This window comes from Enterococcus sp. AZ101, from assembly GCF_050499005.1.
In the GTDB taxonomy this organism is placed as follows: domain Bacteria; phylum Bacillota; class Bacilli; order Lactobacillales; family Enterococcaceae; genus Enterococcus_L; species Enterococcus_L ureilyticus.
Genome location: NZ_JBMHEZ010000001.1, coordinates 1,334,506 through 1,355,600 on the forward strand (window position 1 = coordinate 1,334,506; position 21,095 = coordinate 1,355,600).

A 21,095-nucleotide genomic window follows, 5' to 3' on the forward strand; every position below is an offset into this window, starting at 1 on the left:
CATGGAAAGTGGAAAAAATATTTCTTGTACTAGTGCTGACGTTCAAATGGAACAAGCCAAAAAAGGGTTCCGAGTGAAAGGAATCAGCAATGGGATTATTTCAGGTATCACTTATGGAATTTATTCAACACTAGTCGTTGTAGCAAGTGGTTATGACCCGTTAGTTAGTGCGGCTGGCTTCTTGGCAGCACCTTTTGTTTGTTCAGGTTTAAATGATTTTTTTGCAGGTATTTTACTTTTATTCTATAACGCAAAGCAAGGAAGATTAAAAGAATTAGTCAGAACATTGCATACAAAACCAGGAAAATTATTAGTAATCGGATTTCTCCTAGGTGGACCAATTGCTAACGGGGCTTATCTTGTTGGGTTAGCTATGGCGGGTGCGTATGCGATCCCCATTTCAGCGACATGTAGCTTGTTTGGCGCATTATTTTCTTGGATATTCTTAAAGCAAAAGCCAACTGCTCGAATTGTATTAGGTATGGTCGTTGTCGTTGTCGGAGCTATTACGATTAACATGGTGAAGCCAGAAGGAGCGCCTAACTTTACGCTAGGAATCGTCTGTGCATTGATTGCTGCAATTGCTTGGGGTTTAGAAGGTGTATTTTCAAGCTTTGGTGGTGCGATGATCGATACAGATGTGGCGGTAAACTTACGTCAATTGATTTCTGGTCTAGTTGTTCTGATCATTGTTGTTCCAGCTGTGGGGGCATTTAATTTATTATTCGGTACATTGGCTGCAGTAACACCAGTTCTATGGTTAGTTTTGTCCGGATTAAGCGCTGCGGTTTCATTTTTGACCTGGTACAAAGCGAACGCTATGGTTGGAACTGCGATCGGCATGTCTTTAAATGTTACCTATGCATTTTGGGGTGTCTTATTCAGTGTTATTTTCCTTGGTCAAACCTTAACACCAACAATGGTTATAGGCTCAGTGATTATCGTGATCGGCGCGATTTTAGTTACGATGAATCCGTTAGATTTATTTAAAAAGGGGGAAGAGTGAGATGCTTTTGCCTAGTCGAACAGCTGTTTTAAATCAAATGTATGACCAAAGAGAAATAGATGTTGCCCAAATCATGAAGGCGTTAAAACCACAATATGGGCAAGAGAAACAATTCAATGAAAAATTGTATCTGGAGCATATGATGGCGCTAGAAGCAAATGGATTAGTCGAGCTAGCAACATATGATTTAGATAAAAACGAGAACCTAGTTATTTATTACAAAATTACCGATGAAGGTAGAGCAACCGTCGATAAATATGTTGATAAAAAATATCGTTCAGCGTAAGGAGGAGATACATTGAGATATCGTGGCGAAGAAGCTTTAGGGTTAGTAGAAACGATTGGCTTAGTTCCAGCACTAAAGGCTGCTGATGAAATGTTGAAAGCTGCAAATGTTGAACTGATCTCATATGAAAATATTGGGTCTACTTTAGTAACGGTCATGATTAAAGGAGACATTGCCGCTGTTGAAGCTTCTGTTGTAGCAGGAGCTAAGGCTGCCGAAGCAATTGGCAAATTGACTGCACACAATGTGATGCCTCGACCAATTTCATACGTTGGAGACATTGTTTCCGTTCATGATATTGATCGGTAGTGCAAGGAGGAGAAAGAGTGAGAACATACGAAGCAATTGGTGCAATTGAAACATTCGGATTAGTTTTTATTTTGGAGGCGTGTGATGCAATGTGTAAGGCGGCCAATGTTGAGTTGGTAGGATATGAAAATGTTGCCTCAGGATATATTTCTGTGATTGTACAAGGAGACGTTGCGGCGTGCCAATCAGCAGTTGAAGCAGGTATTGCAGCTGTTGAAAAAATGGGTGCAAACATCTACAGCTCGGTCGTGATTGCAAGCCCACATGGCGATTTAAATAAAATGATTGATCGTTATCAATTAGGTGATTTTTTACCTGTTGAGGAGGGAGATGCATAATACATGCAACAAGTAGATGAAGATTTATTATCTATTCAAGAAGCGCGGATTTTAGTAGAAACAGCACGAGATGCACAGCACCTAGTAAAAGAATATGAGCAAAAAAATCTCGATGCAATAGTGGAAAAACTGTTGGCAGAGATCAAACCAGATATAAGTAGATTTTTAGCAACTGAAATAAAAGAAACAAATCTAGGATGTTATAAAGATAAAGAAATATTGATGGAACGCTTATTGAAAGCGTTATCTAAAGAGCTGGATCAACAGCTTTGTGTGGGGAATATTGTAGAAGATTCAGCGGGGAATGTTTTACAAGTTGGCGTTCCATTGGGCGTCATTCCAATCCTATTACCAGCAGAAAATACAACATTAAATGTTCTGTACAGTCTAACTATTGGGATAAAATCAGGCAATGCTATGGTGCTTATTCCACATCCAAAAGCACAAAAGACAACATATCTTGTTTTTCAAAAAATTAGAGAGATTTGTGAAGCAAATGGCTTACCAAAAGGCTGTTTAGGATGTGTTAGCTCTTTAACCGATAAAGGTGTAAAAGAGATTTTAACCAGTCAGGATAGTGCAATGATTTTAGCTATTGGTAATCAAAACTATATCAACGCAGCCAATTACCAACGGCCGATCATTTATGGTGGAACAGGTGCTACACCTGTTTTTATCGAGCGTTCAGCAGATGTTAAAAAAGCAGTGAAGGCAATCGTGGATAGTCGTTCTTATGATTGTGGTTTACTTCCAGCTACAGAACAGTACCTAATAGCTGAAGGAGTCATCGCTTCTGAGGTTAGAGCGTTGTTACAAGAATATGGTGCACACTTTTTATCAAAAGAAGAAGAAAAAAACTTACTAGCACTTTTACAGCCTAAAAATAACCAAATTAATCCATCTTGTGTGGGCAAGAATGCCCAATGGCTGGCCAAAGAGGCAAATATACGTGTTACTTCAACAACCAAAGTGCTAGTTTCAGAACAGGATTACATGTATGACGAAGATCCTTTTGCCAATGAAATGAAGTGCCCAGTTTTAGCATTTTATTTAGAACCGGATTGGATGCATGCTTGTGAGAAATCGATCCGTTTGTTAAAAGAAAAAAATAATGGTCATACACTCGCAATTCATTCTCACAATAAGTTAGTGTTGAAAGAATTTGCGTTAAAAAAACCAGTTGGTCGCATGATTGTTAATGCCCCAGCGAGTATGGCAAGTATGGGCTTGCAATCGACTTTACCAGTGTCCGTCATTTTAGGGGGATTTACAACTGGACGAGGCATAAGTGCCAAAAATATTACTGCAAAAGATTTAACTTATGTTCGAGAGATTAGCTATCCTGTTGAATCATTATCAGAGAATAAACAATCAGAAACGAAAAGTGATGTAGAAACAGACATTTTAGAAAAAATCTTAAAAAAAATAATGGAAAAATAAATTGTTGTAAAGTGAGGGAATAAAATGGACATTAAAGAATTTTCGGCAAAATTAGCCGAAGCAACAAAAGAGTTAAGTTCAGAAGAACGTAACGCATTGATGAAGATGTTTGCGACAGTTGCCGATGAAACATCCACAAGTGGCGGTTTTGCTTCTGATGATCAATCAAGTATTCCAAATGGGTCAACTGCTCGATTAGATGCTTTAAAAGTAAATTATTTAAAACAAAAACCGACTATCACAACTCATCGAGCTAGAGTGATCACTGAACTTGCAAAAGAAAATCCAGGAATGCCTAAAAATATTTTAAGAGCAAAGTCATTCAAACGTTGTTGTGAAACTGCACCACTTGTAATTCAAGACAATGAGTTGATCGTAGGCGCACCAAATGGCGCACCACGCGCCGGCGCTTTTTCTCCAGATATTGCGTGGCGTTGGATGGAAGACGAAATCGATACAATTTCAAGCCGTCCGCAAGATCCTTTCTTTATTTCGGATGAAGACAAAAAGATTATGCGTGAAGAATTATTCCCGTTTTGGAAGGGCAGATCGATCGATGAGTATTGTGAAGATCAATTCCGTGAAGCCGGAGTTTGGAAACTATCTGGCGAATCTTTTGTTTCAGACTGTTCTTATCATCAACTAAATGGCGGTGGTGATTCTAATCCAGGCTATGATGTCATTTTAATGAAAAAAGGGATGTTGGATATTCAAAAAGAGGCAAAAGAGCATTTAGAAAAATTAGATTATCAAAACCCTGATGATATTCAAAAAATCTACTTTTACAAATCATTGATCGATACAACGGAGGGCGTCATGATCTACGCTCGTCGTCTGTCTGAATATGCAGCACAGTTAGCGCAACGGGAAACGAATCCCAAACGTAAAGCAGAATTACAAAAAATCTCAGAAATCAATGCAAAAGTTCCTGCAAATAAACCAGAAACCTTTTGGGAAGCCATCCAAGCAATATGGACAATTGAATCCTTGCTTGTTGTAGAAGAAAATCAAACTGGAATGTCAATTGGACGTGTGGATCAATACATGTATCCTTTTTTCAAAAATGATTTAGATAAAGGCAAGATGAATGAGTTTGAAGCCTTTGAATTAGCGGGTTGTATGTTGATTAAAATGTCTGAAATGATGTGGATCACAAGTGAAGGCGGATCTAAGTTCTTCGCGGGCTATCAACCATTCGTGAATATGTGCGTTGGCGGAGTGACACGTGAAGGCCACGATGCAACCAATGAATTAACCTATCTATTAATGGATGCCGTCCGTCACGTAAAAGTGTACCAACCATCTTTAGCTTGTCGGATTCATAATCGCTCACCGCGTGAATACTTGAAAAAAATAGTGGATGTTGTTCGGGCAGGTATTGGTTTTCCCGCCTGTCACTTTGACGATACCCATATCAAAATGATGTTGGCTAAAGGTGTGTCGATCGAGGACGCACGAGACTATTGTTTAATGGGGTGTGTTGAACCGCAAAAATCTGGTCGTTTATATCAATGGACTTCAACAGCCTATACACAATGGCCAATTTGTATCGAACTTGTTTTAAACCGAGGTGTACCGTTATGGTATGGCAAAGAGGTTTGTCCAGACTTGGGCGATATTTCTCAATTTAAAACCTATGAACAATTTGAAAAAGCTGTTAAAGAACAAATTAAATATATTACGAAGTGGTCGTCGGTTGCAACAGTTATCACCCAAAGAGTCCACCGCGATCTAGCACCAAAACCGTTGATGTCTTTGATGTATGAAGGCTGTATGGAAAGTGGGAAAGATGTTTCGAGTGGTGGGGCAATGTATAATTTTGGACCAGGAGTTGTTTGGTCAGGTTTAGCAACCTATGCAGACTCGATGGCAGCAATCAAAAAGCTGGTTTTCGATGACAAAAAATATACCTTAGAAGAATTGAATCGTGCGTTAAAAGCTGATTTTGTCGGCTATGACCAAATCCGCACGGATTGCTTGAATGCGCCTAAGTACGGCAATGATGATGACTATGCAGACTTAATTGCGGCCGAATTGATTCATTTTACAGAAGCGGAGCATCGCCAATACAAAACACTTTATTCAGAGCTTTGTCATGGAACATTGTCGATTTCAAACAATACGCCACTAGGTCAAATGACTGGTGCTTCAGCAAATGGACGAAAAGCTTGGATTCCATTATCAGATGGTATTAGTCCATCTCAAGGAGCTGACTTTAAAGGTCCAACAGCTATTGTGAAATCTATTTCTAAAATGGCAAATGATACGATGAATATGGGAATGGTGCATAACTTCAAGATCATGAATGGATTACTGGATACACCAGAAGGTGAAGAAAGTTTAATTACTTTATTAAAAACTGCGAGTATTTTAGGAAATGGTGAAATGCAGTTTAACTATTTAGATAACGAGACATTGTTGGAAGCACAACGACATCCAGAACAATATCGTGATTTAATTGTTCGAGTAGCAGGTTATAGTGCCTTCTTTGTTGAATTATGTCAGGATGTTCAAGATGAAATCATCAGCCGAACAATGTTAACGAAGTTTTAAGAGCAGGAGATGAATAGATGATGACTCAAAACACAACGACAATTGAACGACAAGCGATGATCTTTAATGTACAAAAATATAGTTTGTACGATGGTCCAGGGATTCGCACGATCGTCTTTTTCAAAGGCTGTCCCTTAAGATGCCAGTGGTGCGCCAATCCTGAAGGACTAGAACGAAAATTCGAAGTAATGTATAAGGAAAGCGTCTGTAGTGATTGTCGTGCGTGTGTAGAAGTCTGTCCGATGGGGATTCATTACATGGATGAAAACGATCATCATCAAGTACGACGCGATATTGCCTGTAATGGCTGTCGCGCGTGCGTTGATGTTTGCCCAATGGCTGCTCTAAATATTACTGGTGAAATCAAAACAATTTCTGAATTAATGGAAGTCATTCATGAAGATGATGCTTTTTATGAACAATCTGGTGGTGGGGTAACCCTTAGCGGCGGTGAATGTACAGCACAGCCAGAAGCAGCACTAGCCTTATTACAAGCATGTCGAGCTGATGGAATCCATACTGCGATAGAAACATGTGGTCATTCAAGGATGGAGCGATTATTGGCATTAGCTGAATATGTCAATTTATTCTTATTTGATTTAAAGCATATGAATCCAGTTCGACATAATGAATTAACAGGTATCAGTAATGAAAAGATTTTAGAAAATCTACAAGAAGTTTTAAAGGCTGGACACCAAGTTCAGATTCGGATGCCAATGTTGAAAATGATCAATGATAGCCATGATGAGATTCAACAAATTATTGATTTTTTACTTCCATATAAAGAATATCCCAATTTTTTAGGTATCGATTTATTACCTTATCATAAATTAGGCGTCAATAAATATGGCCAACTAGGCATGGAATATCCAGTAGCTGGAGACCCATCATTATCAGAAGAAGATTTAGATCGGATTGAAGGATGGATCAAAGAGTATGAGTTCCCAGTTCGAGTTGTCCGTCATTAGAAAGGGTGGCGTAATCATTATGGAAGAAAACGCGCCAAAGCGAGTTATTGAAGAATCCGTTCCAGGAAAACAAGTAACCTTAGCGCATGTTATTGCTTCACCAATTCCAGAAGTCTATGAATCACTAGGCATTGAAGCGGAGGGGGCAATTGGCATCTTGACAATTTCCCCCGTTGAAGCTGCCATTATTGCGGCAGATGTAGCAGGAAAAAGCGCTGGTATTAATGTTGGTTTCTTAGATCGCTTTACAGGCTCGGTATTGATCAATGGGGATGTTCAAAGTGTTGAAGTAGCTTTAAAAGCTGTTGTAACTATTTTGAAAGAAAAATTAAATTACGATATCGTTCCAGTGAGTAGAACATGAAGAAACGTATTTTGATTATCGGACTAAATCAGCAACATAATCACATAATTGCACAAGCGATTGAAGATTCTGAGCAACCAATTCGCAAAGTAGCAAATATCTTATATACCAATGAAACAATCATTGTTCCAAATTCCTATTTAGAAAGTCCCTGGATGCATAAACATATTATTTCATTACAACAAAAAGCGAGCAAGGCGTTATTTTTAGTTCCGATTCCTAGCATAAAAAAAAGTTACCCTCCAAACTTTGCTCACGCACTTCGAGTTCCTGTAATAGGTGTTGTAATGTATAAGGAAAAAGAACATACAGTAAATGAAAAAATAATTACAAAAAAAATGTTAGAAGAAATTGGTTGTATAAAACAACAATATTGGCTGCATATAAATAAGGAAGAGATCAGGGCATTTGTTGAAGAAATTAGATGAAAGGAGGAGCGTAAATGTTAAAGCAATTTAAAATGGCTACTAAAATTGTGACAGGTGTTGATGCGTTGGCAACAGTACAAACTCTTGCTCTTAAACGAGTATTGATTATTTGTGATCCATTTATGGAAGAAAATGGTACGGTTAATCAGATCGAACAGTTACTACAAGAGAAGAATATTTGTTGTAGTGTTTTCTCAGAGATTGTACCTGACCCAACAATTGAGGTTGTCACTAAAGGCTTGCTGGCAGCGATTCAATTACAACCGGATGGTTTAATTGCGATAGGTGGCGGTTCAGCGATGGATGCGGCTAAGGTGATTCGTCATATCTATACCAGCGCAGAGAAAAAGGCAACGGTTCGGCTGATTTGTATTCCAACAACAAGCGGAACAGGTAGCGAAGTAACCTCTTTTGCAGTTATCTCAGATCCTAAAAATGATAGCAAATATGCACTTGTAGCAGATCAAATGATTCCTGATTTGGCAATCTTAGATCCAGAATTAACCATTAGCGTACCTAAAAATGTGACAGCTGATACAGGTATCGATGTGTTCACCCATTGTATAGAAGCTTTGGCATCAACAGCTGCAACCGATTTTACGGATGCAGCAAGCGAAAAAGCCATGAAGATCATTTGGAATGACTTAGTAGCTGTAGTCAATGATGGGGAAAATTTAATACTTCGAGAACGTGTTCATAATGCCTCTTGTTTAGCTGGTATCGCTTTTAGTGAAGCGTCATTAGGAATTTGTCACAGTTTAGCGCATGCGTTAGGCGGAAAGTTTCATATCGCTCATGGTCGAGCAAATGCCTTATTATTACCACATGTTATTCGTTACAATGCCGGTTTAGAATTAGAAAAAGAAATTCCTAGCTTAGCAGTTTATCAAAGAATTGCAGGTATCTTAGGATTTCAAGCAGGAACCCCGAAAGCAACCGTTCATGCAATGATCAACGGCTTGAATCGTCAGTTGAAACAGTTAAATGTAGCCAATGTAATTACAGAATATGGCATTGATCGAGAAGAATATTTAGCGGCGATTCCAGAAATGGCAACAAAAGCTATGGAAGATAAATGTACGATGACTAATCCAAGAAAACCGACCCATAAGGAATTAGAACAATTATATAAGAGGTTGCTAAGAGGTGGTTATGAATGCATTTTGTGACAGAAAGTGAACTTAGAATGGATTTTCAAAAAGAACCATTTACACAATTTTACTTAAATAATCAGTTACGCCTAACACCTGGAGCGAAGCAATTTCTTTTAGATAAGAGAATTAAAATAATGTCTGAGGCAGAACTAAGAAAGAAAGATAACGCTACTGAACGTCAATTAAACTCATTGACTGGCTATAAAGAAATTTTATCTTCAGAACTTTTTGAAGCCGCTCGTTTAGCGATAGATCAGCAGTTGAATGTGAGTCAAAAAATCATCGACATAGAAAAAACGCTGCTTCCGGCACTAGAAAAAGTAGTGTCAGATGAAGAAGCTAGTCTAGAAAAAACAGAAGAATTTCAATTGGATGCAGTTTATATTTTTAGTGAACGAGGGTTATTATTAATCAAACTAAAGAAAATTTATGGCATGATCCATTTGATCCAAGCTGAATATCCTCAATACAGCAAGATACTAATAGAAGCAAATCAAAAAATAAATGATCTAAAGAAACAATTAGTAGGAGAAACAAATGAAAAAACATTCAATGAGAACGTGTAATCAATTTGTTGCAGCGTTTGAAGAAGTCATAAAAAAGCCGAAAAAAAAACGGTCAAAAACTTACTATACGGGAATCGATCTAGGAACTGCTTGTGTTGTACTTGCTGTGTTAGATGAAAATCATGTGCCTGTAGCAGGAGCTTATCGATACGCAGATGTGGTCCGCGATGGGATGGTCATTGATTATATTGGTGCAGTTGAACTTGTTCGAGAACTTAAAGAGGAAATAGAACAAACATTGAAGACAGAATTAGTGTATGCTGCTGCTTCATTACCGCCTGGTACAGATGAGTTGGATGGCGGGGTCATTAAAAACGTTGTTCAAAGCGCTGGATTTGAATTAACAAACTTATTGGATGAACCAACAGCAGCTAATCAATTATTAGAAATAACTGATGGTGCAGTCGTTGATATTGGTGGAGGGACAACAGGTATTTCTATTGTAGAAAATGGGCAAGTCGTTAAAGTAGCGGATGAAGCAACAGGTGGTACACATTTATCCTTAGTAATTGCTGGAGCATATAAGCTTACTTTTGAAGCAGCTGAAAAGTATAAACGAAATGGGAAAAATCATGATGAATTATTGACTAGCTTAAAGCCGGTAATTGAGAAGATCTCTTCAATTATTATTCAGCAAACGCAAGGATACAAAGTAGAAGGAATCTATTTGGTTGGCGGTACAGCCTGTCTTAAGAATATAGAGACGATTATTGAAAAGACAACAGGAATCCCAACATATAAACCAATGAATCCAATGTTTGTGACGCCGCTTGGGATTGCTATGAGTTGTACCAATCAAGTTTTAACATAGCTAGCTACACAAATCAATCCTTATGAAAATAGACAAATCGTCAGTGAAACAAAGAACGTTTCAATGCCAATTTCCTAATTTTCTACAGGATTAAGCGATTTGTTTTGCTTTTAAAATAAGGAGGAATCTAAATGGATTGTCGCATTATTAAGTCGCCAAGTGAAGGAACATTAGCTATTTTAAATCGTCGCAAGGGCTCAAAAGATAATTTAGGCGTTCCTGATGCTGTAGGACTAGTTCAAGGGAAGTTGATTGAAATGGTTTGTGCTGCAGATATTGCCGAAAAAGCAGTGGGTGTTACAGTTGAGGATATTCGAGGGAGTTGCCCTCAAAATATGATTTTGTTGGCTATTTTTGGGGATACAGCTTCGGTTATTGCAGCAATGGAAGAGATTAAAAAGAAAGAAAATAATCGCTTATGGTAACTGCAAAATTGATGGACACAATTTGGGCAACTCGAAAATCAGAAAAATTAAATGGATTAAAACTAATGCTTGCAGAAGTCACTGGTGGCTCTAGAGAAGGGGAGCGAATGATTGTCTGTGATGTGATTGGTGCGGGTATCGGTGACCGAGTAATCATTGCTACAGGATCAGCAGCCAGACGCATGTTAGAAGATGATTCTATCCCCGTAGACGCAGCAGTTATTGGAATCATTGATGAAAGTTGTGAATCTGTTTAAAGAAAGTGTGACAAAATGAAAAAATTGATATGTGCAAAAGATATTGAAAAACTCCACAGCAAAAAAGAACAAGTTATTTGTATAGACAAAGAGACCATAATCACACCTTCAGCTAAAGATTTAGCAGAAGATTATCAGATGAGCTTTAAAATGGGTGTGTCTGAAAATAAAAATCTCTTAGCAAACACACAAGAAGTCTCAAAAGAGTATTTAGTGACGTTATTAAAAAAACTATTGAAGGAAGCCGGAATAACAGATTTTACTGAGTCGCCCTTTGAATACCAAGAACATAGTGGTGGTTTAAAAATTATTCGCGGTTCTACAGTTAAATTGTCGCCATTAAATAATGAGAATAACGGGCTACGTTATCAAGAAATTTTAACATCAGAAGAAAATAATTTCGAGCTTGGAATTTTAGAAATCGAAAATAGTCAGTTTTATCAAGAAGATAGGCTAGAGTCAGTAAACTACGTGGTAAATGGCGAACTTCATGTAACCATTGACGGCATAACGTATGATGCATATCAAGGCGACATTGTTTTTACTCCGAAACATTCCGCTATTTGCTGGTCGACAACAAGCAAAGTCACCATTCTATCTGGAAAATTTAAAAGTGAGGGGTAACATATGAAGCAAGCGATTGGCATGATTGAAACCAAAGGACTAATAGCCTTGATTGAGGCAACAGATACAATGCTAAAAGCTTCTGAAGTTCGTTGTTTAGGTAAAAAACAGGTTGGTGGCGGTTTAAATACGGTTTTGATTTCTGGTGATGTGGCAGCTGTGGAAACAGCTGTACAAGCAGGCGATGCAAGCGTACAACGTTTGGGTGAAGATCTTTTAACGGCTTCCCATGTCATTGCCCGACCACATATAGAAGCGACAACTTTTGTAGACGAAATTCAAAAGGTAGCAGAGTCAAAACCAAATGAACGAGAAGAAGTTGTAGTAGAAACAAGTGATCAAATAGAAAACACCGAAATTGTTGAAACAGATAAAAAAAAAATAGTCCGTTACAAACTCCAACAAATGAAAGTAACAGAGTTGAGAAAGTTAGCGAAAGAGCAACCTAATTTTAGTATCCCACAAAAAAATATTCACCGTACAAATAAGGAAAAATTAGTAAAAGCGCTAAGTGACATTTTAATAATAGACGAATAGAGGAATACAAATGGAAATGTTTGATAAAGATCTACGTTCTGTTCAAGAAGCACGTGATTTGACACGTAAAGGAAAAGCAGCGGCAAATCAAATTGCAACTTTTTCAGAAGAACAAATTGATCAAATTTTACAAAACATGAAGAATGCAGCAAGTAAATATGCTATTTGTTTAGCTGAAAGGGCAGTAGAAGAGACTGGTTTCGGCAAAGTAATGGATAAAACCTATAAAAATCATGCGGCATCTCAATTACTATATGAAGAGATCAAACATGAGAAAACTATCGGAATCATTGCAGAAAATACTGAAAAAGGTACATTTGATGTAGCAGAACCAGTGGGGCTTGTTCTCGGTATCATCCCGTCAACTAATCCAACCTCTACAGTTATTTTTAAAGCAATGATTGCGTTGAAATCAAGAAATGCAATTGTATTTTCGCCACATCCAACGGCAGTCAACTGTACCAAAAAAGCAGCAGATCTATTGAACCGTGCTGCTGTAGCGGCTGGAGCGCCAGAAGGGATTATCAGTTGCTTAGCTGTTCCAACGATGGCAGGAACAAATGAATTATTACATGCAAAAGAAGTGAGTCTAATCATCGCAACAGGTGGTCCTGGAATGGTGAAAGCCGCTTATAGTTCGGGAAAACCAGCATTGGGTGTTGGCGCTGGTAATTCTCCCGCTTATATTGAGCGGACGGCCGATATAAAAAGTGCTGTAGCAAAAATCATAGCGTCAAAAACGTTTGACAATGGGACAATTTGTGCATCAGAACAATCAATCATCTGCGAAGAAATCAATAAAGAAGCTGTTATGCAAGAATTAAAAGCACAAGGTGGCTACTTTATGTCAGAAGTAGAAACCGAAAAAGTATGTAAATTACTTTTTAAAAATGGTTATGCCATGAATGCTAAATTTGTTGGTCGTAGTGCGAACGTGATTGCACAAGCAGCAGGAATCACTGTTCCAGTAGGAACCAAAGTATTGATTGGTCCCCAAGGTGGCGTTGGTGAAGGCTATCCTTTATCATTTGAAAAACTAACGACTGTTTTAGCTTTTTATGTTGTAAATGACTGGGAAGAAGCATGTGATTTAAGTATTGAATTGTTACAAAATGGCATTGGACATACGATGAGCTTGCACACTAACAATCGTGATATCGTGTTGAAATTTGCAGCTAAGCCTGCGTCACGAATTTTAGTAAATACAGGTGGAAGCCAAGGAGGAACCGGGATCAGTACAGGATTACCAATTTCATTTACCTTAGGCTGCGGCACTTTTGGCGGCAGTTCAGTTTCAGAAAATGTTGGACCAAAACATTTACTAAACATCAAAAAAGTTGCGTATGGGTTAAAGGATGTCACGAGTTTAATAGAGGATGATCCAACCTTTACTTATGAAAAAACAGAAGTACAAGAAATGGCTGAAGTCAAAAAAGCAATCTCAACGCCTATCGATACGAATAAAACGAACGAAGCAGATATAGAAACATTGGCAAATGTCGTCCGCCAAGTTTTAGCTAACATGAACTAATTGAAAAAAGGAGTGATAAAGTTGGACAATTATGAAGAGCTACTTGGTAAATTGATGGAAAAATTGGCTGAACCAAACCAAACACAACCTCCAATATTATCAAGCGCTCAAAAGATTCCAGTAGGAATTTCAAATCGACATATCCACTTATCCCAAATAGATGTAGAAAAATTATTTGGTTATGGCTATCAATTAACGAAATTAAAGGATCTTTCTCAGCCAGGACAATTTGCTTGTAAAGAAACCGTAATGGTTTGTGGGCCAAGAGGGGCGATTGAAAAGGTTCGCATTTTAGGGCCAGTAAGAAAAAAAACACAAGTTGAAATTTTACAAAGCGATTCGTTTAAATTAGGAGTGAAAGCCCCGTTGCGTTTATCCGGAGATTTAGCTGAATCAGGTAATGTCACACTTATTGGTCCTAAAGGATCGGCAGAAATTGTTGAAGGTACGATTGTTGCAAAACGTCATATTCACATGCTGCCACATGAAGCTACTCAATTTGGTGTTCGTGATGGTGAACCCGTAACAATCGAGTTTTCAGGAGAACGAGGCGGGACCTTAGCAAATGTCATTATCCGCGCAGTTGAGAACTCTGGCTTAGAATGCCACATTGATACGGAAGAAGCCAATGCATTAGGAATAACGCCAAATACTGAAATTGTGATCAAAAAAAATAACATATAGAATCTTAGGAGGAAATTATAATGAAATCAGATGCACTAGGAATGATCGAGACAAAAGGATTAATTGGTTCAATTGAGGCGGCAGATGCAATGGTCAAAGCAGCTAACGTATCATTAGTAGGAAAAGAATTAGTTGGAGGTGGCATTGTGACCGTGATGGTACGTGGCGATGTCGGTGCTGTCAAAGCTGCCACAGATGCAGGTGCAGCAGCAGCCCAACGTGTTGGTGAACTATTATCAGTCCACGTAATTCCTCGTCCACACTCAGAAGTTGAAAATATCTTGCCTATTACGCAAGCGTAACAAATAAAATTCTGAAAAAGGCGAAACACAGCAAAAATTTATGTGTTTCGTCTTTTTTATTCAATAAAAGGAGACATTACATGAAAAAGACAATTATAATTGGCGCAAACCATGCAGGTATTGCTGCAGCCAATGCACTGTTGGAAAATTATCCAGATCAAGAAGTGACCATGATCGATAAAAACTCTAATCTTAGTTATTTAGGCTGTGGAACAGCACTCTGGGTAGGTCGGCAAATCGAATCATATGAACAATTGTTTTATACAAATAAAGAAGAATTTGAAGCAAAAGGAGCAAATGTTTATTTAGAAACCGCTGTTGAGCAAATCGATTTTTACGATAAAAAAGTTTTTTGCAAAGCAAGTGATGGCTCTCATTTTTGTAAAAACTATGATACGTTGATTTTAGCAACAGGTTCAATCCCAATTACACCGCAGATACCTGGGAATACTTTAGAAAATATTCACTTTTTGAAAAAGTTTCAAGATGGTCAAATAGTGGATCAATTAGTTGGTATGGCTTCCATTAGAAAAGTTGCGGTTATAGGCGCAGGTTATATAGGTGTTGAAATTGCTGAGGCCATTAAAAGACGTGGAAAAGACGTTTTACTTTTCGATGGCGCACCACGTTCTTTGTCCAGCTATTATGATCCAGATTTTACAGCTGAAATGGATCTTAATTTATCCGAAAATGGGATCGAACTACACTTTGATGAAATCGCCACTGCCTACAAAGGATCAGAGAAAGTTGAAGCAATTGTAACGAACAAAGGGGAATATGCTGTTGATTTAGTGATTAATGCTATTGGCTTTTTACCAAATAATGACTTAGGTAAAAATCATCTAGAGTTGTTTGGAAATGGCGCTTATCTTGTTGATGAATACCAGCAAACAAGTGATCCATCTGTTTATGCAGTGGGAGATTGTGCGACTCTCTACTCTAATGCGTTAGGGAAAACTACTTATATTGCTTTAGCAACAAATGCTGTAAGATCGGGCATTGTCGCAGGCCATAATGTTGGTGGCACTTCACTTGCATCCATCGGGGTTCAAGGTTCAAATGGAATTTCTATTTTTGGCTTGAACATGGTTTCTACTGGTCTTTCATTAGAAGCTGCAAAAAAATATCAGATAGAAGTTTTGTATACAGATTATACTGATTTGCAAAAACCAGCATTTATGAATGATAATGATTCGGTTTCGATCCGAATTGTTTATGAAAAAGGAAGTCGTCGTATTATCGGGGCGCAAATGTCGTCACGTACAGATATTTCGATGGCGATTCATCTATTCTCTCTTGCGATCCAAAAGAGCATGACTATTGATGAACTAAAACTGCTAGATTTATTCTTTTTACCACATTTTAATCAACCCTACAATTATATTACGATGGCTGCTTTAAATGCAAAATAATTGTTTTATACCGTAACGGGCCTGTCTAATGAATTACGAGTAAGGTGTAGCATCGGTAAAATTATCAGAAATTGAAGAATTTAGTCTAGAACCGCTGATTATCGGCGGTTCTATTTTTCTCTGAAACAAGGAGTATTTCTATCGAAAATATCGTGAATTTTTAGTTTTTTTTAATGAAACCGTATTTATTTTATTTTTTAAATCAACTCTATTGACATCGAAAGGTATTTGCATTAATATCAAATAGCATTAGTTACTAACACTGTTAGCTATTAGTTGTGAAAGTAATTATTTTGAAAGAAGGAGGAGTCATATGTCATTCGCAGAAGAGGCCGAACAAGAGCTGATGCGCTTAATGGTTCAAAATCGACATAGCGCATTTAGTAGACTGGAAAAGAGTAATCAAGGTGAGAGTATTGTCATCAAATTTCTTGCTCGTCATGGCAAACCGACTAGCCCAAAACATCTAGCTGAATCGCTTAATTTGTCTAGCGCTCGTATTGCAGTTGTTTTAGGTAGTTTAGAAAAAAAAGGTCAAATTGAGCGCAATATGGACCCAAATGATCGTCGCCGTATTAATGTCACTTTAACGGATTGTGGCAAAAAAGCAGCCAAGTTGCAAAAAAAAGAAATGCGCGATAAGATTGTTAAAATTTTTAAATTGATGGGAGAGCCGGACACAAAACAGTTCATCGAGCTAACTGCGAAATTCGTAGACTACTCCCAACAAATTTCCCGGAAAGAGGAAGGTGACCAATAGTGAAGATTTTTAAATATCTCGGCAAATACTGGTATGCGGTCATCGCAGTTCTTGTGCTTTTAGTTGTACAGGCAAATAGTGATTTAAGCTTACCAAAGTTAACATCGGGAATCGTTGATGTCGGAATTCAACAAGGAGGGCTTGAATACTCCACACCTGAAAAGATTAGAAAAACAACTCTTCAGGGAATTGAAATGTTTATGACGGATGATGAGAAGAAAACGATTGAAGACAATTATAAACAAACAACTGAAAAAATCGATGGCAAAGAAGTTGAAGTGTATCAATTAAATCTTCAAGACAATATGACAAAAGCAAAGCTTGCAGATATTTTTAACCTGCCAATGATGATGTTAGGAACATCTCAATCAAAAGATTCTTCTAGTGGAAGTGAAGCCAAAGCGATCATTGAAGACTATAAGGCGATTGGAGAAGATGCAGCTAAGGCAAAACAACTTGGGGAAGAAGCAACAGCTTTAGGAGAACAGGCAAAAGCGGCAGGTGAAGCAGCTGCCTCTGCAACAGATATTGCTACAGCAACCCAAGAAGGAACGCAAGCACAAGAATTAGCTGCCCAAGCACAGGCAAAAGGTGAAGCAGCAAAAGACCTAGCAGATTCAATCAAAACAAAGACAGCAGCTATGCCAGCAAAAGTTGAAGCCGCTCGTAAAGCAACAGAAAAAAGTTTAGGTGATCTCGGTGCAGATTCAATGAAAACTGTGGGCATTCAACTAACATTAGCTGAATATAAAGCACTAGATATGAATACCCAACAAATTCAAACAGATTATATGGTCAAAACCGGAACAAAAATGGTTCTTTTAACTCTTGTATCAGCTATAGCTGCGATCATTGTAGGATTGATTGCTTCATTAGTTGCTGCATCAGTTGGTCGAAATTTACGGGTAGGACAATACAAACGCACACTACAATTTTCGAATACTGAGATGGAGAAATTTTCTCCTGCTTCATTGATCACACGTAATACGAACGACATCCAACAAATGCAAATGGGGATCGTGATGATCATGCGCATTGTGTTATATGCTCCGATCTTAGGTATTGGTGGGATCTACAACGTCTATCAAACAGGAACAGGCATGGGCTGGATCGTCGGAGTGGCAGTTGCCGCTGTGTTAGTTTTGGTAGGTAGCCTACTATTAACAACAATGCCTAAGTTTAAAGCATTACAAAAATTAGTCGATAGAGTAAACTTGGTTTCTCGTGAAATCATTACTGGTTTGCCTGTTATCCGTGCGTTTTCTCGTGAAAAATTCGAAGAAAAACGTTTTGATCGTGCGAACACTGATTTAATGAAAACTCAATTATTTGTTAACCGTGCAATGTCTATCATGATGCCTGTCATGATGTTATTGATGAATGGTATTTCTGTTTTGATCGTGTGGGTCGGTGGACATAATATGAATAACGGTCAACTCCAAGTGGGGGATATGATGGCCTTTATCACCTATACAATGCAAATTGTGATGGCCTTTATGATGTTATCAATGGTTTCAATTATTTTACCTCGTGCCAACGTTGCTGCTGGACGTGTGGAAGAAGTACTTGAAACAGAACCAACTATCAAAGATCCTGAACACCCTAAAGATGACCATGACTTTAAAGGTGAAGTGAAATTTGAAGCGGTAGAATTCCGATATGGAGATGCGGATGAAGATGTCTTGCATCATATCAACTTTACTGCTAAACCAGGTCAAACAACTGCTTTGATTGGCTCCACTGGTTCAGGTAAATCAACTATCGTTAACTTGATTCCACGTTTGTTCGATGTAACTGGCGGACGAATCACGATTGATGGAATCGACATTCGCGAAATGAGTTTGCATAAGCTTCATGAAATTATTGGATTTGTGCCTCAAAAAGGGATTCTATTCTCTGGTGACATTGCTTCTAATATTAAATTTGGTGATGCAGACATAACAGATGAACAAATGAGAAAAGCAGCTGAAATTGCACAAGCAGAAGAATTTATTGATTCAAATGAAAAAGGCTATGATCGCGAAATTTCTCAAGGAGGAACGAATGTTTCTGGTGGTCAAAAACAACGTCTATCAATTGCTCGTGCCTTAGCGAAAAATCCTAAAATTTTGATCTTTGATGATTCATTCTCTGCACTCGATAATAAAACTGATGTGGCATTACGTAAAGCTTTATCTGAAAATATCAAAGGCGCCACACAAATCATCGTTGCCCAAAAAATCTCAACAATTCTTCATGCAGATAACATTATTGTATTAAATGAAGGTCGCATTGTAGATCATGGAACACACGATGAATTGATGAAATCATCCACTGTCTATCAAGAAATTGCCCAATCACAATTGAGCAATGCTGAATTAGGCATAGAAGAAGCTGAGTAGGGAGGAGCGAAAAATAATGGCAGAACAAACACAAAATCGCCCTCGTGGCGGACGCGGACCTGGAAATGGCGCTCCAGTGGAAAAAGCTAAAGATTTTAAAGGAACACTAAAAAAATTAATCTCCTATATTGGTGCTTATAAAATACCTGTTTTCTTTGTAATGATCTTTGCAATTGCGTCAACCATCTTTAATATCTGGGGCCCAAAAATCTTATCACAAGCGATCACAGAATTATTCAATGGTTTGATTAAAAAATATCAAGGGACTGGCGGGATTGATTTTAGTAAAATCGGCGGGATTTTACTATTCATGTTAGGTCTTTACTTAGCAGCTTCAGCCTTTGGGATCATCCAAGGTTGGATCATGTCAACGATTTCGCAAAAAATAACCTATCGGATGCGTAAAGAAATTTCAGAAAAAATCAATCGCATGCCAATGAATTACTTTGAAAGTCGTACAACAGGAGAAGTCTTGTCTCGCATTACCAATGACGTGGATACCTTAGGACAATCATTGAACCAATCAATCACACAATTGATTACATCCGTCTTTACCATTATTGGGGTTATCGTCATGATGCTCTCGATTTCTGTGCAAATGACTGGTATTGCCATTTTGATTGTGCCAATTTCAATGATTTTAATTATGATTGTTGTGAAAAATTCGCAAAAATACTTTAAAACCCAACAAGAATATCTTGGGGTGATCAATGGTAAAGTGGAAGAAACAATTGGCGGCTACAATATCGTACGTTTATTCAATGATGAAGAAAATTCCTTGAATGAATTTGAAGAACAAAATAATATCCTATTCAAATCAGCCTGGAAATCTCAATTTCTTTCTGGTTTGATGCAACCAATCATGAACTTTGTAGGAAACCTCGGATATGTTGCAGTGGCAATTTTTGGTGGGATCTTGGCCTATAACGGAACCATTACCGTTGGGGACATTCAAGCTTTTATCCAATATGTTCGTAACTTGACACAACCTATTGCTCAATTGGCTCAAGTCTCTAACTTACTTCAGTCAATGGCTGCCGCTGCTGAACGTGTTTTTGAATTTCTTGAAGAAGATGAGGAAGCACAAACTGTACCAAATCCTGTTAAGATCGATAAAGCCAAAGGAATGGTCGATTTTGACCATGTTCGTTTTGGTTATACACCAGATAAAATCATTATCAACGATTTTAGTTCACATGTTGATCCAGGTCAAACCGTGGCAATTGTTGGTCCAACAGGCGCTGGTAAGACCACAATGGTCAAATTATTAATGCGTTTTTACGATGTGACATCTGGTGCGATTAAAATCGATGGTCATAATATTAAAGACTTTAACCGTGCAGATTTACGTAAAAATATTGGAATGGTTTTACAAGACACTTGGTTATTCAAAGGAACGATCATGGAAAACTTGCGTTACGGTCGTTTAGATGCAACGGATGAAGAAGTATATGAAGCAGCCAAAGCCGCTCATGTTCATCACTTTATCCAAACATTACCTGGTGGCTACAACATGGAATTAAATGAGGAATCTTCCAATATTTCTCAAGGGCAAAAACAATTATTAACAATAGCTCGTGCAATTTTAGCAGATAAACCAATCTTGATTCTTGATGAAGCGACTTCTTCTGTAGATACAAGAACGGAAGGATTGATACAAGGCGCCATGAACAACTTAATGGCGGGGCGTACATCATTCGTTATTGCTCACCGATTGTCAACCATCAAAGATGCAGATAAAATTCTTTATATGCAAGATGGTGATATCAAAGAACAAGGAACTCATGAGGAATTACTTGCTCAAGGTGGCTATTATGCATCACTTTACAATTCACAATTTGAAGAGTTGGATGAATAAAATAAGATAAATAGCTAGAAATGACTTCCTACCGTCATTTCTGGCTTTTTGTTTATAGATTATAGTGTTTTATCTATGATAAAATAGAACGTGTATCACCT

The 21,095-nt window shown here is 38.0% G+C and carries 23 protein-coding genes; all 23 read left to right on the forward strand.

What is annotated here, in order from left to right; translation table 11 throughout:
* Position 1: 1 nt before the first annotated feature.
* The 23 genes from IGJ50_RS06360 (at position 2) to IGJ50_RS06470 (ending at position 20,994) form a co-directional block, all read left to right on the forward strand.
* Positions 2–1,006, forward strand: a complete 1,005-nt coding sequence (locus IGJ50_RS06360) for a DMT family transporter (RefSeq protein WP_069639911.1) — start codon at positions 2–4, stop codon at positions 1,004–1,006.
* Between the two features lies 1 nt (position 1,007).
* Entirely contained in the window at positions 1,008–1,292 is a 285-nt protein-coding gene (locus IGJ50_RS06365; RefSeq protein ID WP_069639912.1) for a hypothetical protein, read from the forward strand.
* 12 nt (positions 1,293–1,304) lie between these two features.
* Positions 1,305–1,601 (forward strand): BMC domain-containing protein, encoded by a 297-nt coding sequence (locus IGJ50_RS06370; protein WP_429949494.1) that lies wholly within the window; start codon positions 1,305–1,307, stop codon positions 1,599–1,601.
* 17 nt (positions 1,602–1,618) lie between these two features.
* Positions 1,619–1,939, forward strand: coding sequence for a BMC domain-containing protein (locus IGJ50_RS06375; RefSeq protein ID WP_069639914.1), 321 nt, complete (start codon positions 1,619–1,621; stop codon positions 1,937–1,939).
* A 3-nt stretch (positions 1,940–1,942) separates the two neighbouring features.
* Positions 1,943–3,379: an aldehyde dehydrogenase family protein gene (locus IGJ50_RS06380; protein ID WP_429949496.1), complete on the forward strand. Its 1,437-nt coding sequence runs from the start codon at positions 1,943–1,945 to the stop codon at positions 3,377–3,379.
* Positions 3,380–3,403: 24 nt separating this feature from the next.
* Entirely contained in the window at positions 3,404–5,932 is a 2,529-nt protein-coding gene (gene cutC, locus IGJ50_RS06385) for a choline trimethylamine-lyase (protein ID WP_429949497.1), read from the forward strand.
* A gap of 17 nt (positions 5,933–5,949) precedes the next feature.
* Positions 5,950–6,900: a choline TMA-lyase-activating enzyme gene (gene cutD / locus IGJ50_RS06390; RefSeq protein ID WP_069639917.1), complete on the forward strand. Its 951-nt coding sequence runs from the start codon at positions 5,950–5,952 to the stop codon at positions 6,898–6,900.
* Positions 6,901–6,919: 19 nt separating this feature from the next.
* Positions 6,920–7,264, forward strand: a complete 345-nt coding sequence (locus IGJ50_RS06395; RefSeq protein ID WP_069639918.1) for a BMC domain-containing protein — start codon at positions 6,920–6,922, stop codon at positions 7,262–7,264.
* Positions 7,261–7,692 (forward strand): EutP/PduV family microcompartment system protein, encoded by a 432-nt coding sequence (locus tag IGJ50_RS06400; RefSeq protein WP_429949499.1) that lies wholly within the window; start codon positions 7,261–7,263, stop codon positions 7,690–7,692. The genes IGJ50_RS06395 and IGJ50_RS06400 overlap by 4 nt, the downstream gene beginning before the upstream one ends.
* A 14-nt stretch (positions 7,693–7,706) precedes the next feature.
* Positions 7,707–8,861 carry a 1-propanol dehydrogenase PduQ gene (locus IGJ50_RS06405; protein ID WP_069639920.1) on the forward strand — a complete coding sequence of 385 codons (1,155 nt, stop codon included), beginning with the start codon at positions 7,707–7,709 and terminating at the stop codon, positions 8,859–8,861.
* Entirely contained in the window at positions 8,849–9,412 is a 564-nt protein-coding gene (locus IGJ50_RS06410; protein ID WP_429949501.1) for a hypothetical protein, read from the forward strand. Before IGJ50_RS06405 ends, IGJ50_RS06410 begins: the two co-directional genes overlap by 13 nt.
* Complete coding sequence (eutJ, locus tag IGJ50_RS06415) at positions 9,384–10,223, forward strand: ethanolamine utilization protein EutJ (RefSeq protein ID WP_429949503.1); 840 nt, start codon at positions 9,384–9,386, stop codon at positions 10,221–10,223. The genes IGJ50_RS06410 and eutJ overlap by 29 nt, the downstream gene beginning before the upstream one ends.
* A 131-nt stretch (positions 10,224–10,354) precedes the next feature.
* Complete coding sequence (locus IGJ50_RS06420; protein WP_069639923.1) at positions 10,355–10,648, forward strand: BMC domain-containing protein; 294 nt, start codon at positions 10,355–10,357, stop codon at positions 10,646–10,648.
* Positions 10,642–10,905, forward strand: coding sequence for a EutN/CcmL family microcompartment protein (locus IGJ50_RS06425; protein WP_207121344.1), 264 nt, complete (start codon positions 10,642–10,644; stop codon positions 10,903–10,905). Before IGJ50_RS06420 ends, IGJ50_RS06425 begins: the two co-directional genes overlap by 7 nt.
* Positions 10,906–10,920: 15 nt before the next feature.
* A complete protein-coding gene (locus IGJ50_RS06430) occupies positions 10,921–11,529 on the forward strand; it encodes a cupin domain-containing protein (protein WP_429949505.1) in 609 nt (202 codons plus the stop codon).
* A gap of 3 nt (positions 11,530–11,532) precedes the next feature.
* Complete coding sequence (locus IGJ50_RS06435; protein WP_429949507.1) at positions 11,533–12,066, forward strand: BMC domain-containing protein; 534 nt, start codon at positions 11,533–11,535, stop codon at positions 12,064–12,066.
* Positions 12,067–12,076: 10 nt separating this feature from the next.
* A complete protein-coding gene (locus IGJ50_RS06440; protein ID WP_429949509.1) occupies positions 12,077–13,597 on the forward strand; it encodes an acetaldehyde dehydrogenase (acetylating) in 1,521 nt (506 codons plus the stop codon).
* Positions 13,598–13,618: 21 nt separating this feature from the next.
* Positions 13,619–14,281 carry a phosphate propanoyltransferase gene (locus IGJ50_RS06445; protein ID WP_429949511.1) on the forward strand — a complete coding sequence of 221 codons (663 nt, stop codon included), beginning with the start codon at positions 13,619–13,621 and terminating at the stop codon, positions 14,279–14,281.
* A gap of 20 nt (positions 14,282–14,301) precedes the next feature.
* Entirely contained in the window at positions 14,302–14,583 is a 282-nt protein-coding gene (eutM, locus tag IGJ50_RS06450) for an ethanolamine utilization microcompartment protein EutM (protein WP_025868624.1), read from the forward strand.
* 80 nt (positions 14,584–14,663) lie between these two features.
* Entirely contained in the window at positions 14,664–15,995 is a 1,332-nt protein-coding gene (gene nox, locus IGJ50_RS06455; protein ID WP_429949513.1) for a H2O-forming NADH oxidase, read from the forward strand.
* 313 nt (positions 15,996–16,308) lie between these two features.
* Positions 16,309–16,755 (forward strand): MarR family winged helix-turn-helix transcriptional regulator, encoded by a 447-nt coding sequence (locus tag IGJ50_RS06460; protein ID WP_429949515.1) that lies wholly within the window; start codon positions 16,309–16,311, stop codon positions 16,753–16,755.
* The gene (locus IGJ50_RS06465) at positions 16,755–19,136 is read left to right on the forward strand and encodes an ABC transporter ATP-binding protein (protein WP_429949517.1); all 2,382 of its coding nucleotides are present in this window, start codon (positions 16,755–16,757) and stop codon (positions 19,134–19,136) included. Before IGJ50_RS06460 ends, IGJ50_RS06465 begins: the two co-directional genes overlap by 1 nt.
* A 16-nt stretch (positions 19,137–19,152) precedes the next feature.
* Positions 19,153–20,994 carry an ABC transporter ATP-binding protein gene (locus IGJ50_RS06470; protein ID WP_207121339.1) on the forward strand — a complete coding sequence of 614 codons (1,842 nt, stop codon included), beginning with the start codon at positions 19,153–19,155 and terminating at the stop codon, positions 20,992–20,994.
* Positions 20,995–21,095: the final 101 nt, after the last annotated feature.